The sequence below is a fragment of the Nocardiopsis alba DSM 43377 genome (assembly GCF_000341225.1).
GTDB classification, from domain to species: Bacteria; Actinomycetota; Actinomycetes; order Streptosporangiales; family Streptosporangiaceae; genus Nocardiopsis; species Nocardiopsis alba.
Map to the genome: position 1 here is coordinate 66,777 of NZ_ANAC01000019.1, position 18,650 is coordinate 85,426.

Below are 18,650 nucleotides of genomic sequence, written 5' to 3' on the forward strand. Positions count from 1 at the left end.
GCAGGGGTGATCCCGGGAGGGCGCACACCGCCCTCCCGTCGAGGAGGGGAACGCCGGCGGGGCGCCCCCGGAGTCGGGTCAGCTCCGGACGACGTCACGCTCCAGGATGGTGCGGGTGAGCCTCGCGATCCGCTCCGCGGCCTGGTGCACCACGCTGTCCCTACGCCAGACCAGGAGATGGCGGAGCTGTATCGGGGCGTTCTCCAGCTGCCGGACCACCACACCCCGCCCGGTGACGAAGTCGGACTGGCAGGGGGCCACGGCCCTGCGATCGGCGACCAGGTCGCGGATCTCCGACCTGTCGTGCAGACGGTAGGGCACCTCGGGGCTGAACCCCGCGCGCTGGCAGGCGAGGTAGAAGCACTCGGGCCATCCGGTGCCGTCCGGTGGGGTGAGCGCCCACGGGCAGCCGGCCAGATCCTCCAGCCTGATGAAGGTCTCCCCGGCTAAGGGGTGGTCGGCCCACAGTGCCACGTGAAGGGGGTCCACCGCGAGCATCGCCCAGGCCAGGGGGCCGTCGGTGGTCAGATCGCGGTCCACGTAGTCGATGGTGGTGCCCAGGTCCAGACGTCCCGCCCGCACCAGGTCGGTGACCAGCTTGGGGGAGTACTCGGTGCGCACGTGGACGGGGACGCCGGGGAAGATCTCGGGCAGTCGTGCCGACAGCTCCACCGTCAGAGGGCCCACCCCGCCGATGCGCAGGGCGCTGGGGGAGGCGCCGCGCGCGGTGATGTCGTGCAGCAGGTCGTCCATGGACAACAGGACCGTCCGCGCGCGGACCAGGACGAACTCTCCCAACTCGGTGGGGCGGACCCCCGACCGTCCACGATGGAACAGACGTCCCCCGACCTCGCGCTCGATCCGTTGGAGTTGGGTCGTCAGCGCGGGCTGGGAGGTGGACAGAGCCGTGGCCGCCTTGGTCACGCTTCCGGTGTCGGCCAGGAGGCAGAGGGTGCGGAGATGGCGGAGTTCGAGGTCCATGCGTGGAATCTAAGGTGTGCCTGCCCTTCGTGTACAGACGTGTCGACGCGGTGACCGTTCGGAGCGGGGATCGGCGGCCGGGATCCGTGCGACCCGGACACCCTTCGTAGGGACTCGGTGGGATAGAGTGCCGTGCGTCACCATATAGTTTGACGACCTACTAAATGGCGGAAACCCCGTCATGGTGGGTCCGACGCGCACCAGGGCGCGCGACAGTGGGAGAACTCATGGCGGTCGAACGCACGCTGCACACACCCGAGGCCGAACAGCTCCTGGAGCTGACCCGGGAGATCGTGGACAAGGAGATCGCCCCACGCGCGGCCGAGGACGAGGAGAACTCCGCCTTCCCCCGCGACGTCTTCACCACCCTCGGACGGGCCGGCCTGCTCGGCCTGCCCTACCCCGGCGAGTACGGCGGCGGCGACCAGCCCTACGAGGTCTACCTCCAGGTCGTGGAGGAGCTCGCCCGCGGTTGGCTCGCGGTCGGCCTGGGCGTCAGCGTGCACAGTCTCTCCTGCTATCCCCTGGCCACCTTCGGCGGTGATGAGCAGAAGGGCCGGCACCTGCCCGACATGCTCGGCGGGGAACTCCTGGGCGCCTACTGTCTGTCCGAGACCTCCTCGGGCTCCGACGCGGCGGCCATGACCACCCGGGCCGAACGCACCGACGACGGCGGCTACCGGGTCAACGGCGCCAAGGCGTGGATCACCCACGGAGGACACGCCGACTACTACACGCTCTTCGCCCGCACCGGCACCCCCGATTCCGGGGCGCGCGGCATCGGCTGCCTCCACGTTCCGGCGGGCACCCCGGGCCTGAGCACGGCCGCCCCCGAACGCAAGATGGGCATGCGCTCCTCCACCACCGCCGGGGTGATCCTGGAGGACGTCGAGCTGGGCCCCGAGGCCCTGATCGGCGAACCCGACCGCGGTTTCGGGATCGCCCTGGCCGCCCTGGACTCGGGTCGACTCGGCATCGCCGCCTGCGCGGTGGGTCTGGCGCAGGCCGCGTTGGACGCGGCCGTCGCCTACTCGCGCGAACGTCGCCAGTTCGGCTCCCTCATCGGGGACTTCCAGGGACTGGGCTTCATGCTCGCCGACATGGCCACCCAGGTCGCCGCCTCCCGGGAGCTCTACCTGTCGGCCGCGCGTCTGCGCGACGCCGGTCGCCCCTTCGGCAAGCAGGCCGCCATGGCCAAGCTCATGGCCACCGACACCGCCATGAAGGTCACCACCGACGCGGTGCAGGTCTTCGGCGGGTACGGCTACACCCGGGACTTCCCGGTGGAGCGGTACATGCGTGAGGCCAAGGTCCTCCAGATCGTGGAGGGCACCAACCAGGTCCAGCGCATGGTGATCTCGCGTCACCTGGCCAAGGAGGCCTGAGCTCCCACCCCTATCCGCGCAGCAGGGCTGCGGTGCGCTCGGCCGGGTGCACCGTCGGCTCCACCGGACGGTCGGTCAGCACCGCCAACGCGGATCGGTACCCGGGGTCGCGCTCCAGGTCCGTCAACCACGCGGTCCCGGGCGCGCCCCCGCCCTCCCAGGCGACCAGCCGCGCCCGGTCGGACGGAGGGGTGACCGAGACCCTGCGCAGGCCACCGGACAGCCCCAGGCCGGTCGCCTTGAGCAGTGCCTCCTTGCGCGCCCAGTACCCGAAGAAGGCCTCGGAACGGTCCTCCTCGGGGAGTGCCCGCCACGCCCGCCCCTCGGCCTCGGCGAGCGTGTAGGCGGCCAACCCGTCCAGATCCCGTGCCTCGGACACCCGCTCCACGTCCACGCCCACCGGGACGCCCTCGGCCATGGCCAGGACCACCCACTCGCCGGAGTGGCTGATGGAGATCTCCCATCCGCTCGCGGGGCCCACCGGCACCGGTTTGCCGTGTGGGGAGGGGTCGCCCCCGTCGGCTCCGGTCCGGGCCTTGTCCTCACAGGAGCGGCAGCGCAGCTCGAAGGCCACCTCGGGGGCGGGGACACCGGTCCGCTCGGCCAGCGCCGTCCGGGCCAGGGCCCGGCCCAAGAGGTGGCGGTCGCGGTCGGTCTGGAGCCGGAAGCGGGTGTTGCGGGCGAGCTCCTCCTCGTTCAACAGACGGACCAGGCGGTCGTTCGCGGAGGAGATGTGGGCCCACCACACCGTGGGCCGGAGGGGAGTGGAACCGAGCGTCATGGACCCATTGTCGCCGATCTTCCGACGATCGGTGGTGTGAGCGAACGGGAAACGGGGCATCCGGTAAGTGGCAGGTCGGCCCGCCCCCTTGGAGGCTCAGATGTCTGTCGTGGTGCTGCTCGGAGCCGGAGCCCTCATCGGCCTCGTCGCCCTCACCGTCATCGTCCTGGTGACGCTCCTGACGGAGCGGCCACCGGCCCGTGTCGAGGGGAGTCGCGACCGGTCCGTACTCTAGGGCGGTCGGCGCGGTATTCGTATCGCGCTCCATCACCGGTACGGAGGAGAGTGTCCGTGTCCATGGCCGAGGAGAGCCGTCCGGCGTTCGCAGCCGAGCGCCGGGAGCGCATCCTGGAGTTGGTCCGGGCCCACGGGAGCATGTCCTTGCGCGACATCGCGGTCAAGGTGCACGCCTCGGAGGTCACCGTCCGTCGTGACGTGCGCGCGATGGAGGCCGAAGGGCTGCTCGACCGCCGTCGGGGCGGGGCCGCGCTACCGGGCCGGATCGGGCACGAACAGAGCTATACGGGCAAGAGCGATCAGTGCGCCGCGGAGAAGGCCGCCATCGCCTCGGCCGCGGCCCGTCTGGTCCGCCCCGGCGACGCGATCACCCTCGGCCCGGGCAGTACGGCCGAGGCCCTGGCCCGCGAGCTGCGCGGCCACGAGGACCTGACCGTGGTGACCAACTCCCTGCGCGCGGCCGACGTCCTGGCCGGGGCGGCGGGGGTGGAGGTCGTCATGACCGGGGGCACGGTGCACGCGCCCATGCGGGCGCTGATCGGCCCCGCCGCGGAGGCCGCGCTCTCCGGTCTGCGGGTCAACCGCGCGTTCCTGTCCGGCAACGGGGTGAGCGCCGACCGGGGGCTGAGTACGCCCAACCCCGCTGTGGCCAGTGTCGACCGGGCCCTGGCGGACTGTGCGGAGGAGACCATCGTCCTGGCGGACCACACCAAGGTCGGGGCCGACACCATGGTCCCCACGGTGGCCCCCGAGGACATCGCCCATCTGGTCACCGACTCCAGTGCGGACCCCGAGGTCCTGATGACCCTCGAGGAGTCCGGGGCCCTGGTCCACGTCGTCGTGGTGGCCGACGAACGGGGTCAATGAGCGCGAGGGGAAGGTGCCGTGGGCGGTGTCGTTCCGCCGGACAGCGGCATCGGAGCGCGCACTCCCTTGCGTTTCGCCCTATTGTGCGAAGAACATCCGATGCGTGATCCTGTACACACTGACGATACCCACTGGTAACTTTCGGGCCCGGCCCGACGACCGACCCACCGCAACGACGACCAGGAGCCGCCGCGTATGTCCTCCCGATCACCGCATCCGGAGCACCGCCCGTCCGAGCCCGTACGGGTGACCCCCGAACCGGTGGCGCTTCCCGAGCCCTGGCGGAGCTCCCGTCTGACCGTGGTCGTCCCCACCTACGACGAGGCCGGCAACCTCCCCGTCCTCGTCTCCCGCCTCATGGCCCTGGACCTCCCCGAACTGCGGATCGTGGTGGTCGACGACAACTCGCCCGACGGCACCGGCGAGATCGCCGACAAGCTCGCGATCGAATACGGCGGACGTCTCGACGTCCTGCACCGCACCAAGAAGGACGGGCTGGGACGGGCCTACGTCGAGGGCATGACCCGCGCTCTGGAGGACGGGGCCGACTACGTCGTTCAGATGGACGCCGACCTCAGCCACCCCGTGGGCTATGTCCCCCAACTCCTGGGCACCCTCCACGCCACCGACGCCGGAGTGGTCATCGGCAGCCGCTACGTTCCGGGCGGCAGCCTCTCCGAGACCTGGGGCGCACGCCGCCGTCTGCTCAGCGGCTGGGCCAACGCCTACGTCAAGACCGTGCTGGCCATCCCGGTGCGCGACGTCACCGCGGGCTTCAAGATCTGGCGGGCCTCGGCCCTGCGCACCCTGGACCTGGCCGGGATCGAGAGCACCGGTTACGCCTTCCAGGTGGAGATGCACTACCGGGCCTACCGTCGGGGGCGAAAGATCGTGGAGATCCCCATCCACTTCGAGGACCGGGTGGTGGGCCGTAGCAAGCTCGACGGCGCGGTGGCGCTGGAGGCCGCGCTGCGCCCCCTGCGCCTGCGCCGGGCCGAGAACGCGCGCCGCTGATCTCGGGCACGCCCCGGTCCGAGACCCGTGTCCCCCTTCTCGCACCCTCCTCCACCTGCGATCATCGGGGGAACGCGAGAGGGGGTGACAGCAGTGTCCGAACAGCCCTACGACGTCGACTCCGACATGGGGGAGGACCCCCAGGAGAGCGAGATCGCCGAGGCCGAGAGCCGTCAGAACCCGGGCGAGGGTGTCTACGGCTACACGTTCGAGGATGAGCAAAAGGACGACGAGGGGGAGCTCGGGATCGAGGAGGAGGTCCGTCTGGAGCGGGACGACGTCCTGCCCCGCGAGGACTTCGACATCGACGGACCCGGAGCGGAGGAGGAGGCCGTCCACGAGGTGGACGACTCCGACACCTGACCGTCGGCCGGGGCCCGTCGCCTTGTGGGGGCGGGCCCCGCCCCATTCCCACCGACCTCTTTCTTCACAATTTCACTTGGATTTGGGATGATCGAAGTGACGTGGGGAGGGAGGCGGACGACGTGACCGAACAGCCCTACGAGGTGGACCTCGATCTGGGGGACGACCCGCAGGCGACCGAGGTCGCCCAGCGCGAACTGTTCATCGATCCGATCTTCGACATCCTCGGATACGACTTCGAGGACGATGACAGCCGAGGCCGTCTGGGGATCCTGGAGGGTGTGCGGGCCGAACACCTGGGGGTCGCCGTGCCCCGCCAACGGTGGGGCGGTGAACGCAGCGCGGAGGAGGAGGCCCTGAGCGTGGTCCCCGACCCGGACGCCGTCAAGGACCGCCCACCGGAGGACTACCGGGACTGAGCGTTCCCGCCCGAGGGGCCGTCACCGTGGACCTCTCCGGCGCTGGAACCCGGACACGAACGCAGCGGGGGCCCCGAGACCCCGCAGAAGCGAGGCGTGGGTCCGACGGCCGGAACCGCGACCTCCCCTTCCTCCGGGGCCGTCTCCTCGCCGGTCTCCTCCGCCCCGGGCATCCGACCACGAGGCAGGGCCAGGGCGCACGCCGCCGCCACCACCGCGAGCCCCGCCAGGATGAGCATCGCCGTCCCGAAGTGCTCGGCGAGCCCGGCCGTGCCGCCGCCCCCGTCACCGGAGGAGCCCCCGATCCCGGCCAGGGCGGGGATCGCGGCCACACCGATCAACTGCGCCCCGCGCGCGAACGTGTTGTTCACCCCCGAGGCCAGCCCGGCGTGGCGTTCGGGCGCCGAGGCCAGCACCGTCGCGGTCAGGGGGGCCACCGTCGTGGACAGTCCCAGCGCCACGAGGAGGATCCCCGGGAAGACCTGGGTGAGGTACGTGGCGTCCGGCCCCATGGACGAGAGCAGGAGGAACCCGCCCGCCAACAGAAGGGGGCCCACCACCAGTTGCGGGCGCGGACCGATCCTGGAGGCCAGCTTCCCGGAGCGGGCCGAGAGCGTCAGCATGAGAAGGGTCAACGGCAACGAGGCCGCCCCCGCCGCGATCGGGGAGTAGCCGCCGACCTCCTGGAGGTAGATCACCAACAGGAAGAGCAGGGTGCCCAGGGCCGCGTAGATCACCACGGTGGCGGCGTTGGTCACGCTGAACGCCACCGAGCGGAAGAGCCCCAGGGGCAGCATGGGGGCCCGGCCCCTCGCCTCCACCACCAGGAACACCACCAGAGCCAGGACGCCGATCACGGCGCCCACCCACACGTCCACGGTTCCGCCCTCGGCGCCCCACTGGATCAGCGCGTAGGTGATACCGCCCAGCGCCACCACGCCCAGCAGGGCCCCGCCGTAGTCCAGGCCGCCCGTGGCCGAGGTGTCCCGTGTCTCGGGCACCTTGAAGTGGGCGATGAGCAGGACGACGACGGCGAGCGGCAGGTTGATGAGGAAGATGAGCCGCCAGTCGCCCGCCTGGACCAGCCATCCGCCCAGGAACGGGCCCACGGCCGAGGCCACACCCGTCAATCCGGACCAGGCGCCGATGGCGCGGGCACGATCCTTCTCCCGGAAGCCCGCCTGGAGGATCGCCAGGCTCCCCGGGGTCAACAGGGCGCCGCCGACCCCTTGGACGACGCGGCCGGCGATCAGCCACTCCAGGGTCGGTGCGAACGTGCACAGGGCCGAGGCCAGCGCGAACACGGTCACCCCGACCATGAACAGGCGGACCCGGCCGAACCGGTCCGACAGGGAACCACTGATCAGGATCAGGGCCGAGAGCGTGACCATGTACCCGTTGACGATCCATTGGAGCCCGGCCAGCCCGGTGGCCAGATCCTGTTGGATCGCGGGCAGGGCGACCGTCACGACCGTCGAGTCGAGGAAGGCCATCCCCGAGCCCAGGACCGTCGCCGTCAGCATCCACCGGGCGGCGGGCGTTCCCCAGGCCACCCGCCCCGCGGTGTCCGGTGGCGAGACCGAACCGCTCATGACGTCTCCCTGTCCGATGGGCTCCGTGGTCGACCGCTCCGACCACAGTAAGGCGCGGACCCCCTCCCGAAGGTGGTGGCCCGCGCCTTGTTTCCCTTACGCTGTGCGGTTTTGACCCGCGGTCACTCGCTGGCGAGCGCCCCGGTGATCGAGGTCCCGGCGGCCCGACGGGCGGGCAGCACCGCGGCCAGCAGACCGGCCAGGACCGAGACCGCGATGAACACCGCGATCTGGCCGGCCGGGGCCGCGAAGACCATGTTCGGCAGCACCGCGGCCGCGGCCGCCCAACCGAACACCACGCCCAGGGCGATGCCGATGCCCGCGCCGATCAGGCAGAGCAGGACGGCCTCGATGCTGAGCATCCGGCGCAGTTGCCCCCGAGCCAGACCCAGGGCCCGCAGCAGGGCGGACTCGCGGGTGCGCTCCAGGACCGACAGCGCCATCGTGTTCGAGATACCGAACACCGCGATGATGATCGCCAGGCCCAGCATGGCCGCGATGGTGTAGAACGCGATGTCCATCATCTGGGAGAACTGGTTCTTCATCTCGGCGACCGAGTCGACCTGAAGGGTCGGGTGGTCGTCCACGGCCGAGTAGACGGCCTCGCGCAGCTCGGCGGAGTCGGCGCCCTCGGCGCCCCGGATCATCAGGGTGTCGTCCTGGGTGCGTTCGGGGAAGGCCCGCACGAAGTCCTCTTCGCTGACGGTCGCTCCGAAGAGGCTCTGCATGTCCTCGGCGATCGCGGCGATCTCCAGCTCCAGGTCGCCCTCCGGGGTGACGAGGGTGAGCGTGTCGCCCACGCCCATCCCGCCGGCGTAGCCCTCGGAGAGCACCACACGGCCGGGCTCCAGGTCGGAGAGTTCGCCCTCGACCATATCCGCGGTGAGGTCGGTGCCCATGTCGGCGCCGACGTAGGTGCTGACGGGCATGCTCTCCAGCGGACCTCCGACGCCTTCTTCGGCGACCTCGGCGGAGTCGGAGCGCAAGCCGAACACCTTGGAGACGGTCGATTCCTTCTCCAGGTCCTCGCGGACCCGGGAGGGGATCGTGGCCAGCTCGGCCAGGGGCTCCTCGTCCTCGACGGCGCCCTCGGTCCCTTCGACCGCGCCCTCCTCGGTGCCCTCGACGGGACCTTCGAGGCCCTCCTCGGTTCCCACGACGCCCTCTTCGGCGCCCTCCTCGGTCGTCTCGGTCTCCTCCTGGCCGACGGTCAGCTCGTCCGGGTTGAACTGCGGGCTGATCTGGTAGTCGACCGGGAACTGCTCGTCGAGCGTCTTGGTCAGGGTGCTCTCCAGCGAGGCGCTGACCACGGAGTAACCGGTGATGAGCGTGGCGCCCACGGTCAGGGCGATCATCGCGGTGGCGGCGCGGCGCGGGTTGCGGACGGAGTTGTCCACGGCCAGCATGCTCGGAACGCCCACGCGTCGCAGCGGGACCCCCACCAGGCGCACGATGCCGCGCACCAGCAGCGGGCCGAGGACGACCACGCCGACGAAGGCGATCAGGGCGGCGCCGGTCACGATGAACAGGCCCGCCGGGTCGGGGCCGGTCATACGGGTCAGGCCGATCAGGCCGGCCGAGACCGCGAACAGCAGCAGGCCGAACACCACGCGCACCCAGCCGGTGCCCTTCTCCAGACCGGAGGCCGTGGCGCTGGTGCGCAGGGCCGCCAGCGGGGCCACCCGGGTGGCCCGCATGGCCGGGACCAGGGCGGAGAACACCGTCATCAGGGTGCCCAGCAGCAGGCCGCTGAGCACGGCGCCGGGGCCGATCACCACGGAGGCGGTCACGTCGGTGCCCATGAGCGGGCCGGCGAAGCGGGCACCGGCCATACCGATGCCGATACCGGCCAGCACACCCAGGATCGAGGAGACCATACCGACCACGAAGGACTCGGTCAGCACCGAACGGAAGACCTGGCCGCGCTTGGCGCCCACACAGCGCAGCAGGGCCAGTTCGCGCTGGCGCTGCGCGATGAGGATCGCGAAGGTGTTGTAGATGACGATCGCGGCGACGAACATCGCGATCACGCCGAACAGCAGCAGGGCGATGCGCAGGACCTCGGTCTGGGCGCCGACACCCTCGGCGAGCTCCTCGCCGAACTCGGTGCCGGTGGCCACCTCGGCGGTGGCGCCGAGCTCCTCCTCGACGGCCTTGGCGACGGTCTCGTCGTCGGTGCCCTCGGCGGCCACGACGTCGATCTCGGAGTAGCCCTGGGGCGCGGCGATCTCACGGACGACGTTCTCGGTCAGGACCGTGGCGCCGGCCATGCTGAAGTTCGGGTCGACACCGAAGTTGACGAGACCGGTGAGGGTGAAGTCGCGCTTCTCCTGGTCGGCGTCGAGCATGGTGACGGTGTCGCCGACCTCGAACCCGGTCGAGGACGCGGTGGAGGTGGCCAACGCGATCTCGTCGTCGGCCTCGGGCAGGCGGCCCTCCTTGGCGGAGAAGCGGGAGGCGTCTCCAAGGGAGACCGCGGCGGGCGGCATGAACCCGACGGCCCGTCCCTCGGCGTCCAGGAGCACGGCCCGGCCTTCGAGCATGCCGTCGGCGGAGGCGACCTCGGGAAGGTCGCGGACCCTCTCCAGCTGTTCCTCGTCGAAGGCGACGGCCTCGGCCGGGTCCTCGCCCTCGACGTACTCCGGTTCGGCGGGCGTCGCGATGGCGTCGACGCCGGTCGCCGAGCCCATCACGGACTCCTCGTAGCTGGCCTTGAGCGTGTCGGCGAAGACCATGGTGCCCGAGATGAACATGACGCCCAGCAGGATCGCCAGGACGGTGGTGACGTAGCGGGACTTGTGCAGACGTAGCCCCGCGAGTGTGGTGCGCAGCATCGGGCTAGGCCTCCAGCTTCAGCAGGTGGTCGGAGACGACCTCGGCGGTGGGGGAGAGGACCTCGTCCACCAGGCTGCCGTCGCGCAGGAACACCACGCGGTCGGCGTAGGAGGCGGCCACCGGGTCGTGGGTGACCATGACGATGGTCTGCTGGAGTTCCCGGGCCGAGTTCTGTAGGAAGGCCAGCACCTCGGCGCCCGAACGCGAGTCCAGGTTGCCGGTGGGCTCGTCGGCGTAGACGACCTCGGGGGCGTTGAGCAGGGCCCGGGCGACCGCGACGCGCTGCTGCTGGCCGCCGGAGAGCTTGGCGGGCAGGTGGTCGAGTCGCTGACGGAGTCCGACCACGTCGATGATGTGGTCGAAGCGGGCCTGGTCGACCTTGCGCTTGGCGATCTGGGAGGGCAGCAGGATGTTCTGCTCGGCCGTCAACATCGGCAGCAGGTTGAACGACTGGAAGATGAAGCCGATCCGGTCGCGGCGCAGCAGCGTCAGTTCGCCGTCGCGCATGCCGGTGATCTGGGTACGGCCCAGGTGCACGGTGCCGGAGGTGGGCACGTCCAGCCCGGCCAGGCAGTGCATCAGGGTCGACTTGCCCGAGCCGGAGGGGCCCATGATCGCGGTGAACGCGCCGCGGTGGAACTCCACGTCCACCCCGGCGAGGGCGTGCACCTGGCTGCCGCCGGTGTCGTAGGTCTTGGTGAGGCCCCGCGCCACCACGACCGGAGGGGCTTGGACCGGGGACGGGGACTGCGTGGTGGGCGTGCTCACGAGGACTACTCCTGGTATCGCTGACGGATGGTGCCGGTGGGTCGGGGGAGACCCCCGTGCTCTTCGGCGTGGTCACCACGCTAGGACCGCGAGAACCACCGATTCCTCCCCCTACAGGCCGAAACCGGGGTCGGCCGAAGGCATGACGCGCAACGGGTTCGCGACTCCTTCGACCGGCCGCACCCCCGACTTTCGTAGGGGGTCGGTAGCGACCGCGAACGCCACCGGTTCCTCGGGCGCCCCTCTGACCAGGGAGAACGTAGAGGGATCGACGAACGGACCGTCGTCCGCCGGGCGGTGTCGTGTCGCCGAAGAGGCGTGATCCCTCCACCTAGACTCGGGCGGGTGAACGAGCGGTTGAGAGAGTGGAACGAGAACCTGGGCCTGCTGGTCCGACGCCACGGGATGTGGTGGTGGAGGCGACGGGCGCGTATCGCCGACTGGTTCTACGCGCTCTTCACCCTGCCCTTCAGTGGGCTGATGATGCTGGCGGGGACCACCAGCGGGATCGGGCTGTTCTCCAAGCCCTTCGCCGCCCTCATGGTCGCGCCGGTCGGAGCCCCCGAGCCCGGGCCCGCCGCGGCCTGGACCGCTGTGGCCACGTTGTTCGCGCTGTTCGTGATCCCCGGGACCCTGGCCTCGGCGACGATGCTCTGGCGCAGAAGCTCGCCCCGGTGGCTCCTGATCGCCGGCGCGATCCTCATGATCGGCTACGGCGACCCGATCCCGCTCATGGTGGGCCTGTACTCCTACCCGGCCTTCTTCAGCGACCGCAAGGTCCTCACCGGCTGGTTCGCCCTCGGTGTCCTGAGCACCGCCCTCGTCTACAACGCGTCGGTGACCGGCTTCGTGATGGCCGTGATCGTCTTCCTGCTGGTCCCGGTCTTCGCGGGGCTGTGGATCGGTACACGCCGCGAACTCATCGAACGGCTCGAAGAGCGGGCCGAGCGGCTGGAGCGCGAACAGCACATGATGGCCGAGCAGGCCATCTCCTCCGAACGCACCCGCATCGCACGGGAGATGCACGACGTGGTCGCGCACAGGGTGAGCCTCATGGTCCTGCACGCGGGCGGATTGGAGGTCTCGGCGATCGACGACCGCACGGTCGAGGCGGCCGGGCTCATCCGCACCACCGGACGCGAGGCGCTCGCCGAACTGCGCGGGATCCTCGGGGTCCTGCGCGACGAGGGCGGCGAGACCGCCCCCACCGCGCCCCAACCGGTCCTCGACGACCTGGAACGGCTGCTCGGCGAATGGCGCGGGGCCGGAATGGAGGTGCGCCGTGAGGAGAGCGGTGATCCGCGTCCGCTGCCGGTCCAGGTCCAGCGCACCGCCTACCGGGTGGTCCAGGAGGCCCTGACCAACGCGGCCAAGCACGCCACCGGCGCCGTCGTCGACGTCCATCTGTACTACGCGGCGGACCGTCTGGAGCTGGAGGTGTCCAACGGCCCCGCTCCGGGGGTGGTGAACCCTCCGCCCCGCAGCGGGTACGGTCTGACCGGGCTGAGCGAACGCGTCGCCCTGGCCGGCGGCGAGGTCTCGGCGGGCCCCTGCTCCGACGGGGGGTGGCGTCTGCGCGCTATCTTGCCGCTGGGGGAGATGGACGAGAACGATGCCCCCGTCCCGAACACCGAAGTCGAGGAAGAGGGCTCCGAGGGTGATCCGCACACTCCTGGTCGATGACGAACTCCTGGTCCGATCCGGGTTGAGGATGATCCTGGAGTCCGCTCCGGACATCGAGGTGGTCGGTGAGGGGAGCGACGGCGACGAGGCGACGCGTCTGGCCGAGGAGCTCGCCCCCGACGTGGTCCTCCTGGACATCCGGATGTCGGGCACCGACGGGCTGACCGCCGCGACCCGGATCACCTCTCTGCCGAACCCGCCCCGTGTGGTGCTGTTGACCACCTTCGACCTGGACGAGTACGTGCACAGCGCGCTCCAGGCCGGGGCGGTGGGCTTCCTGCTCAAGGACACGCCGCCCCGCGATCTCATCGCCGCCGTGCGCACCGTCCACGAGGGGCACGCCATGCTCTCGCCCAGCGTCACCAAACGCATGCTCGAACGCTTCGCCGCGCCCGCCCCTGCCGACTCGGCCGCCGGCCGTGAGGAGGCCCTGCGTCGGTTGTCGGTGCTCAGCGAGCGGGAACGGCAGGTGCTGATCGCGGTGGCCGAGGGCAAGTCCAACGCCGAGGCGGGCCGGGCCCTGGGCATGCGCGAGACGACGGTCAAGGCGCACGTCAGCCGGATCCTCGCCAAACTGGAGATGTCCAACCGCGTTCAGGCCGCGATCCTGGCCCACGACGCCGGTTGGGCCTGACCCGGCCGGCAGGCCTTCGCCCTCGCGCGGGTCCCGACCTCGGCCGTTCCGCGCGGGGGACACGTGGCTTTTCACACCCCCTGACGGATTCACCCTCGGTTGCGGCTACCCGCTGGTAGCTCGGTACGCTGCAAGGCGATCCCCGCCCGAGGTACACACATCGTGGCTGTTCAAGGCCACAGAGAAGAGGAGCCCCTATGTCGCGTTCGGTACTGGTCACCGGCGGCAACCGCGGAATCGGCCTGGCCATCGCCCGTGAACTGGCGGCGAACGGCGACAAGGTCGCGGTGACCTACCGCTCCGGCGAGCCCCCGGAGGGTCTGCTCGGTGTTCGCTGCGACATCACCGACTCCGCCCAGGTGGACGCGGCCTTCAAGGAGGTCGAGGAGACGCACGGACCGGTCGAGGTCCTGGTCGCCAACGCCGGTGTCACCAAGGACCAGCTCCTGGCCCTGATGAGCGAGGACGACTTCTCCTCGGTGCTCGACACCAACCTCACCGGATCCTTCCGTGTGGCCAAGCGCGCCGTGCGCGGCATGATGCGCAAGCGCTTCGGCCGTATCGTCCTGATCTCCTCGGTCGTGGGCCTGCTCGGCTCCGGCGGCCAGGCCAACTACGCCGCCTCCAAGGCCGGCCTCGTCGGCTTCGGTCGCTCCCTGGCCCGTGAGCTCGGTTCGCGCAACATCACCGTGAACATCGTCTCCCCCGGCTTCATCGCGACCGACATGACCGCGGCCCTGGACGAGGACCGTCAGACCGAGATCAAGAAGAACATCCCCCTCGGTCGTTTCGGCGGCACCGACGACATCGCCAGGACGGTCTCCTTCCTCACCGGCCCCGGCGCGGACTACATCACCGGTGCCGTCATCCCGGTCGACGGCGGCATGGGCATGGGTCACTGACCGCCCGCCCCACCGACCGCACCGGCAACCGAGACAGACAGAACGGACCCGACATGGGAATCCTCGAAGGCAAACGCATCCTCGTCACCGGGGTGCTCACCGACTCCTCCATCGCCTTCCACATCGCCCGCTTGGCCCAGGAACAGGGCGCCACGGTCGTGCTGACCGGCTACGGTCGGCTCGGTCTGGTCAAGCGCATCGCCAAGCGCCTGCCCGAGGAGCCCCCCGTCCTCGAACTGGACGTCACCGACGACGAGCACCTCGCCTCCCTGGCCGATCGGGTCCGCGAGCACGTCGACGGTCTGGACGGCATCGTCCACTCCATCGGGTTCACGCCCCAGGAGGCCCTGGGCGGCAACTTCCTCAACACGGAGTGGGACGACGTCGCCAAGGCGATGCACACCTCCACCTTCTCGCTGAAGTCGCTCACCACCGCGCTGCTGCCGCTCATGGACAAGGGCGGCTCGGTGGTCGCCCTCGACTTCGACAACAGCGTCTCCTACCCCATCTACGACTGGATGGGCGTGGCCAAGTCCGCGCTGACCTCCACCGCCCGCTACCTCGCCCGTTACGTCGGCGACAGGAACGTGCGGGTCAACCTGGTGTCGGCGGGCCCGCTGAGCACCATGGCCGCGCGCAGCATCCCCGGCTTCGAGACCCTGGCCGAGCACTGGCCCGAGCGGGCCCCGCTGGGCTGGGACGTCAAGGACCCCGAGCCCGCGGCGAAGGCGGCCGTCGCCCTCCTCTCGGACTGGTTCCCGGCCACCACCGGCGAGATCGTCCACGTCGACGGCGGCTTCCACTCCACCGGAGCCTGACACGGGACGGGCGGCGTCCTTCGGCGTCGCCCGCCCCCTTCCGGATACCATCGGGCCCTGCGAGTACCGAAACGAGGGGGACGTATGGATCTGGGACTGGCGGGCGCCAAGGTCATGGTGACCGGGGCCAGCAGGGGGATCGGCCGCGCCATCGCCCAGGCGTTCGCGGAGGAGGGCGCCGACCTGGCCCTGTGCGCGCGTACGCCGGGACCTCTGGCCCGGGCGGCCGAGGAACTCGGGGCGACCGGGTCCACGGTCTTCACCCGTGACCTGGACGTCACCGACCACGATGCCCTTCCGGCCTTCGTCGAGGACGCGGTCGTCGCGCTCGGCGGACTGGACGTGCTGGTCTCCAACGTCTCCGGTGGTAGCGCGCCCACCCCCGACCAGTGGGAGCGCGGGTTCGCCGCCGACCTCATGCCGTTCGTCCGACTGGCCCAGGCTGCCGAACCGCACCTGCGCCGCTCCGGTACGGGCGGCTCGGTGGTGCTGGTCTCCACCACCTCCGCGTTGCACGTGACCCGACCCGCGGGGGCCCGTTCCTACGGCGCGGTCAAGGCGGCGCTCAACCACCACGCCGCCTCGCTGGCCCGGGAGTGGGCGCCGGAGGGCCTGCGCGTCAACACCGTCTCCCCGGGGCCCATCGAGTTCCCCGGTGGAGGCTGGGAGCGCCGCAAGGAGAGCGACCCGGACTTCTACGAGAGCGTGCGCGAACGCATCCCCTACGGTCGGCTGGGCCGACCCGAGGAGGTCGCGCGCTCGGTGGTCTTCCTGGCCTCGCCCGCCGCGTCCTTCGTCACCGGCCAGAACCTGGTCGTGGACGGCGGCTTCCTCGACCAGGTCTGACCCCCGTCCGACGTATGGACCCTCGGGGTCCGTTCGTCGGGCGGGTCAGCCTTCGCGGAGGATCTGGACCAGGCGGGTGGTGCGCTCGGGCGCGAGCGTCTCGCGCACCCCGGTCGCCAACGCCCCGTCGGTGGCGTCCACCACCGACACGTGCCGGGTGGCGCGGGTCAGGCAGGTGTACACCTGAGGACGCGAGATCGGAACCTCGGGCGGGAAGACCGCGACCACGGCGGGCCACAGGCCACCATGGGCGGCCGCCACGGTGATCGCCCACCCGTGCCGCAACACGGACGGGTCCGTCACCTTCACCCGGGAACCGCCGGCCAGCTCCACCACGGCGCCCTCCGACACCTCGCGCAGGTATCCGGTGTCCCCGGGGCCGTATCCCGGCCCCTCGGCGGTCACCAGGATCCGGTCTCCCACGTCGAACCCGCCGTGCGCGCCCGGCCCCGGGTTCAGCAGTTCCTTGCAGGCGGCGTTGAGCGCGCGTGCGCCCGCCGGGCCGTCCTCCCGGGCGGTCACCACCTGAATCCCCTCGGAGGCCACACCCAGGGCCCGGGGGATGGAGTCGGTGACCAGCTGGGTCACCCGGTGGGCCGCCTCCTCCGCGGAGGAGGCCGGCACTCGGACCACCTCGCGCCCGGGGGCCTCGACCTCGGGCAGGTCGCCTGCGGCCACGGCCCCGGCCAGGACCGCCAGGGGCCCCGGTTCGGCGTCGTCGGCCAGGAGCGCCACGTGGGCGGTACGGGAGACGGCGACGTCCATCGCCACCCGCCCCGGGGTGGCCGAAGGGGCCTGGTCGGGGTCGGCCAACAGCACCAGGTGCGCGCCCTCGGAGCAGGTCGAGACCAGCTCGGCCATGCGGGAGGTGCCCACCGCCATCGACTCGTACAGCACCACGATGCCCGCCTCGATCGGGGCCCGGGCCAGGAGGGCGGGCAGCGACTCCACGCCGGGCGCGCCCTCCGCCCCCTCCTCGTCCGGCTCGCCCTTCGCGTCGACCACGGAGGCCAGGTCGGCCTCGGCCGCGGCGGCGGTCTGCGCCGTGGGGGCGACCACCGCCAGGCCCACACCGCTCTCCTTCGCGATGGCGGAGATCCCGAGCAGGGCGCGGGCGATCTCGGCGCGGTCACCGGGGCCGTGTCGTAGCACGGTGACCGGGCGCAGAGCCACCGTCACCAGGGCCTCACGGGTCTGTTCGGACAGGGGGAAGCCGCCCCGCTCCCGGGCGGCGTCGACGGTCTCGGTCGCGGTCAACGAGTCCATGACCGGATCGTTGGCGCCGATGAGCCGGGCCAGGCGGACGCCCAGACGCTGTTCGCGCTCACCGATCTCGGCGAGCGCGTAGAAACGTTCGGGGTCGGGCGGCTCGGGGATCCCGCCCTCCTCGAAGTCGAAGTCGTCGTCCGGTTCGTCGGTGCTCTCGAACAGCACCGCCTGCTCGCTCGACAGGGCCGCCTCCAGGGCGGCCATGGGGGAGGGGACGCCCAGCCGCCCGATCACCGTGGCGAGCCGCTTCTCCTCGACCGCGGTGTGGCCGCGCCCCGCCGCGGTGCGCAGGGTGTGCCGGACCAGCGCGGCCAGACGACGGGGATCGTCCGGTCTGGCCTGGTCGCCCAGGTGGTGGCGGGCGCAGAAGTCGGCCTGTTCCAGGGTCACCCCCGGCAGGCGGAGCAGGAGCCAGGGGTCGGCGTCCAGCTCTGCGGCGGGCTGTGGACCCAGTACGGACACCAGCCGCGCCGCCAGGGCGCGCGGGGCGCCCATGCGGTCAAGGACGGCACTGACCTTCTCGACGGCCTCGGACACCGGTTCCCCTCGTCGTGTCGTTCGTGGACGTCAAGGAGCCTACCGACTCGCGGCGACGGTCCGGCTCGGGGTCGATCGGAGGGCGGGTCGGAGCCGTTCAGCCGGCGCGATCGGAGGGGGCGGGCTCCTTCTCGCCCGGACCGGTCACCTGGAGGACCGCCTCGCAGGGGTCGGTGTCGGGGGAGTGCCGCCGCACGGAGACGGCGGCCGTGCTCGCCGAGGCCCGGAACAGGGCGCGGTGTTCGGGGGCCAGCCCACCGAGGAGCCGTTCCTCCACGTGTTCGACGACCTTCTCGGCCCGGGCCAGGACCGCCCGGCCGTGGTCGGTGGGGCAGACGCGGCGTGCCCGTCGGTCCTTGGGGTCGACCCGACGTCGGACCAGATCGGCGGCCTCGAGGTCGTCGAGCAGGTAGGTCATGACGCTGCGGTCGATGAGCAGACGGTCGGCCAGGCAGGCCTGGGTGGGCGCCTCGCCCTCGGCCGCGATGGAGAGCACGTGGTAGCCGCGGCTGCCGTGCGGAAGGTCGGTGAGGGCCTGTTCGACGTGCTCGTGCCAGCGGCGGAGCAGAACGGCCAGGGACCACCCCAGGTTGTGTTCAGGGGCCCTGTCCGGGGTGGTGGGGTTCATCTGCTCACCGTATCAAGGGCGATTCGCGCGTCAGATAGGTTGTAGGAACTATCGTTTGTGATTTCAACGATTTCGCCGGACCGTGCCGAGG

General features: G+C 71.2%; 18 protein-coding genes. 11 read left to right on the forward strand and 7 right to left on the reverse strand.

What is annotated here, in order from left to right:
• Nucleotides 1–78: 78 nt before the first annotated feature.
• Nucleotides 79–981, reverse strand: a complete 903-nt coding sequence (locus tag D451_RS0119835) for a LysR family transcriptional regulator (RefSeq protein ID WP_014912117.1) — start codon at nucleotides 979–981, stop codon at nucleotides 79–81.
• A gap of 227 nt (nucleotides 982–1,208) precedes the next feature.
• On the opposite strand from D451_RS0119835, the gene D451_RS0119840 reads away from it, so the two are divergent.
• On the forward strand, nucleotides 1,209–2,366 hold the full coding sequence (locus D451_RS0119840) for an acyl-CoA dehydrogenase family protein (protein ID WP_017535708.1): 1,158 nt from the start codon (nucleotides 1,209–1,211) through the stop codon (nucleotides 2,364–2,366).
• Nucleotides 2,367–2,376: 10 nt separating this feature from the next.
• On the opposite strand, the gene D451_RS0119845 is transcribed toward D451_RS0119840, so the two are convergent.
• Nucleotides 2,377–3,147 (reverse strand): 4'-phosphopantetheinyl transferase family protein, encoded by a 771-nt coding sequence (locus D451_RS0119845; RefSeq protein WP_026125209.1) that lies wholly within the window; start codon nucleotides 3,145–3,147, stop codon nucleotides 2,377–2,379.
• Nucleotides 3,148–3,247: 100 nt separating this feature from the next.
• Between D451_RS0119845 and D451_RS28840 the strand changes: the two genes are divergently transcribed.
• From D451_RS28840 to D451_RS26700, 5 genes are all read left to right on the forward strand, one after another.
• On the forward strand, nucleotides 3,248–3,382 hold the full coding sequence (locus D451_RS28840; RefSeq protein WP_014910036.1) for a hypothetical protein: 135 nt from the start codon (nucleotides 3,248–3,250) through the stop codon (nucleotides 3,380–3,382).
• Between the two features lie 62 nt (nucleotides 3,383–3,444).
• A complete protein-coding gene (locus D451_RS0119855; protein ID WP_026125210.1) occupies nucleotides 3,445–4,251 on the forward strand; it encodes a DeoR/GlpR family DNA-binding transcription regulator in 807 nt (268 codons plus the stop codon).
• Between the two features lie 195 nt (nucleotides 4,252–4,446).
• On the forward strand, nucleotides 4,447–5,265 hold the full coding sequence (locus tag D451_RS0119860; protein WP_017535711.1) for a polyprenol monophosphomannose synthase: 819 nt from the start codon (nucleotides 4,447–4,449) through the stop codon (nucleotides 5,263–5,265).
• Between the two features lie 93 nt (nucleotides 5,266–5,358).
• Nucleotides 5,359–5,628 carry a hypothetical protein gene (locus D451_RS0119865; RefSeq protein ID WP_017535712.1) on the forward strand — a complete coding sequence of 90 codons (270 nt, stop codon included), beginning with the start codon at nucleotides 5,359–5,361 and terminating at the stop codon, nucleotides 5,626–5,628.
• A gap of 122 nt (nucleotides 5,629–5,750) precedes the next feature.
• Complete coding sequence (locus tag D451_RS26700; protein WP_014909971.1) at nucleotides 5,751–6,047, forward strand: hypothetical protein; 297 nt, start codon at nucleotides 5,751–5,753, stop codon at nucleotides 6,045–6,047.
• Here D451_RS26700 and D451_RS0119875 read toward each other — a convergent pair.
• The 3 genes from D451_RS0119875 to D451_RS0119885 all read right to left on the reverse strand — a co-directional run bounded on the left by D451_RS0119875 (nucleotide 6,035) and on the right by D451_RS0119885 (nucleotide 11,242).
• Complete coding sequence (locus D451_RS0119875) at nucleotides 6,035–7,639, reverse strand: MFS transporter (RefSeq protein WP_017535714.1); 1,605 nt, start codon at nucleotides 7,637–7,639, stop codon at nucleotides 6,035–6,037. The genes D451_RS26700 and D451_RS0119875 overlap by 13 nt on opposite strands.
• Before the next feature lie 122 nt (nucleotides 7,640–7,761).
• Complete coding sequence (locus D451_RS0119880) at nucleotides 7,762–10,473, reverse strand: ABC transporter permease (protein ID WP_017535715.1); 2,712 nt, start codon at nucleotides 10,471–10,473, stop codon at nucleotides 7,762–7,764.
• A 4-nt stretch (nucleotides 10,474–10,477) separates the two neighbouring features.
• Nucleotides 10,478–11,242, reverse strand: a complete 765-nt coding sequence (locus D451_RS0119885; protein ID WP_014908378.1) for an ABC transporter ATP-binding protein — start codon at nucleotides 11,240–11,242, stop codon at nucleotides 10,478–10,480.
• A gap of 345 nt (nucleotides 11,243–11,587) precedes the next feature.
• Between D451_RS0119885 and D451_RS0119890 the strand changes: the two genes are divergently transcribed.
• The 5 genes from D451_RS0119890 to D451_RS0119910 all read left to right on the forward strand — a co-directional run bounded on the left by D451_RS0119890 (nucleotide 11,588) and on the right by D451_RS0119910 (nucleotide 16,125).
• A complete protein-coding gene (locus D451_RS0119890; protein WP_017535716.1) occupies nucleotides 11,588–12,925 on the forward strand; it encodes a sensor histidine kinase in 1,338 nt (445 codons plus the stop codon).
• Nucleotides 12,900–13,559, forward strand: a complete 660-nt coding sequence (locus D451_RS0119895; protein ID WP_014910489.1) for a response regulator — start codon at nucleotides 12,900–12,902, stop codon at nucleotides 13,557–13,559. The genes D451_RS0119890 and D451_RS0119895 overlap by 26 nt, the downstream gene beginning before the upstream one ends.
• Nucleotides 13,560–13,756: 197 nt before the next feature.
• Nucleotides 13,757–14,461 carry a beta-ketoacyl-ACP reductase gene (fabG, locus tag D451_RS0119900; RefSeq protein ID WP_014911925.1) on the forward strand — a complete coding sequence of 235 codons (705 nt, stop codon included), beginning with the start codon at nucleotides 13,757–13,759 and terminating at the stop codon, nucleotides 14,459–14,461.
• Nucleotides 14,462–14,514: 53 nt separating this feature from the next.
• The gene (gene fabI, locus D451_RS0119905; RefSeq protein WP_014910830.1) at nucleotides 14,515–15,279 is read left to right on the forward strand and encodes an enoyl-ACP reductase FabI; all 765 of its coding nucleotides are present in this window, start codon (nucleotides 14,515–14,517) and stop codon (nucleotides 15,277–15,279) included.
• An 84-nt stretch (nucleotides 15,280–15,363) separates the two neighbouring features.
• Nucleotides 15,364–16,125 (forward strand): SDR family NAD(P)-dependent oxidoreductase, encoded by a 762-nt coding sequence (locus tag D451_RS0119910; protein ID WP_014911286.1) that lies wholly within the window; start codon nucleotides 15,364–15,366, stop codon nucleotides 16,123–16,125.
• Nucleotides 16,126–16,170: 45 nt separating this feature from the next.
• On the opposite strand, the gene D451_RS0119915 is transcribed toward D451_RS0119910, so the two are convergent.
• Together D451_RS0119915 and D451_RS0119920 are read right to left on the reverse strand one after the other, a co-directional pair.
• On the reverse strand, nucleotides 16,171–17,931 hold the full coding sequence (locus tag D451_RS0119915; RefSeq protein ID WP_017535717.1) for a helix-hairpin-helix domain-containing protein: 1,761 nt from the start codon (nucleotides 17,929–17,931) through the stop codon (nucleotides 16,171–16,173).
• Nucleotides 17,932–18,028: 97 nt separating this feature from the next.
• Complete coding sequence (locus D451_RS0119920; protein ID WP_017535718.1) at nucleotides 18,029–18,559, reverse strand: MarR family winged helix-turn-helix transcriptional regulator; 531 nt, start codon at nucleotides 18,557–18,559, stop codon at nucleotides 18,029–18,031.
• Between the last annotated feature and the right edge of the window lie 91 nt (nucleotides 18,560–18,650).

Bases quoted from the DNA above. Each gene is read 5' to 3' on its own strand.
- fabI (WP_014910830.1), top strand. From the start codon at position 14,515: ATGGGAATCCTCGAAGGCAAACGCATCCTCGTCACCGGGGTGCTCACC.
- D451_RS0119840 (WP_017535708.1), top strand. From the start codon at position 1,209: ATGGCGGTCGAACGCACGCTGCACACACCCGAGGCCGAACAGCTCCTG.
- D451_RS0119875 (WP_017535714.1), bottom strand. From the start codon at position 7,639: ATGAGCGGTTCGGTCTCGCCACCGGACACCGCGGGGCGGGTGGCCTGG.
- D451_RS0119910 (WP_014911286.1), top strand. From the start codon at position 15,364: ATGGATCTGGGACTGGCGGGCGCCAAGGTCATGGTGACCGGGGCCAGC.
- D451_RS0119835 (WP_014912117.1), bottom strand. From the start codon at position 981: ATGGACCTCGAACTCCGCCATCTCCGCACCCTCTGCCTCCTGGCCGAC.
- fabG (WP_014911925.1), top strand. From the start codon at position 13,757: ATGTCGCGTTCGGTACTGGTCACCGGCGGCAACCGCGGAATCGGCCTG.
- D451_RS28840 (WP_014910036.1), top strand. From the start codon at position 3,248: ATGTCTGTCGTGGTGCTGCTCGGAGCCGGAGCCCTCATCGGCCTCGTC.
- D451_RS0119920 (WP_017535718.1), bottom strand. From the start codon at position 18,559: ATGAACCCCACCACCCCGGACAGGGCCCCTGAACACAACCTGGGGTGG.
- D451_RS0119860 (WP_017535711.1), top strand. From the start codon at position 4,447: ATGTCCTCCCGATCACCGCATCCGGAGCACCGCCCGTCCGAGCCCGTA.
- D451_RS0119880 (WP_017535715.1), bottom strand. From the start codon at position 10,473: ATGCTGCGCACCACACTCGCGGGGCTACGTCTGCACAAGTCCCGCTAC.
- D451_RS0119855 (WP_026125210.1), top strand. From the start codon at position 3,445: ATGGCCGAGGAGAGCCGTCCGGCGTTCGCAGCCGAGCGCCGGGAGCGC.
- D451_RS0119845 (WP_026125209.1), bottom strand. From the start codon at position 3,147: ATGACGCTCGGTTCCACTCCCCTCCGGCCCACGGTGTGGTGGGCCCAC.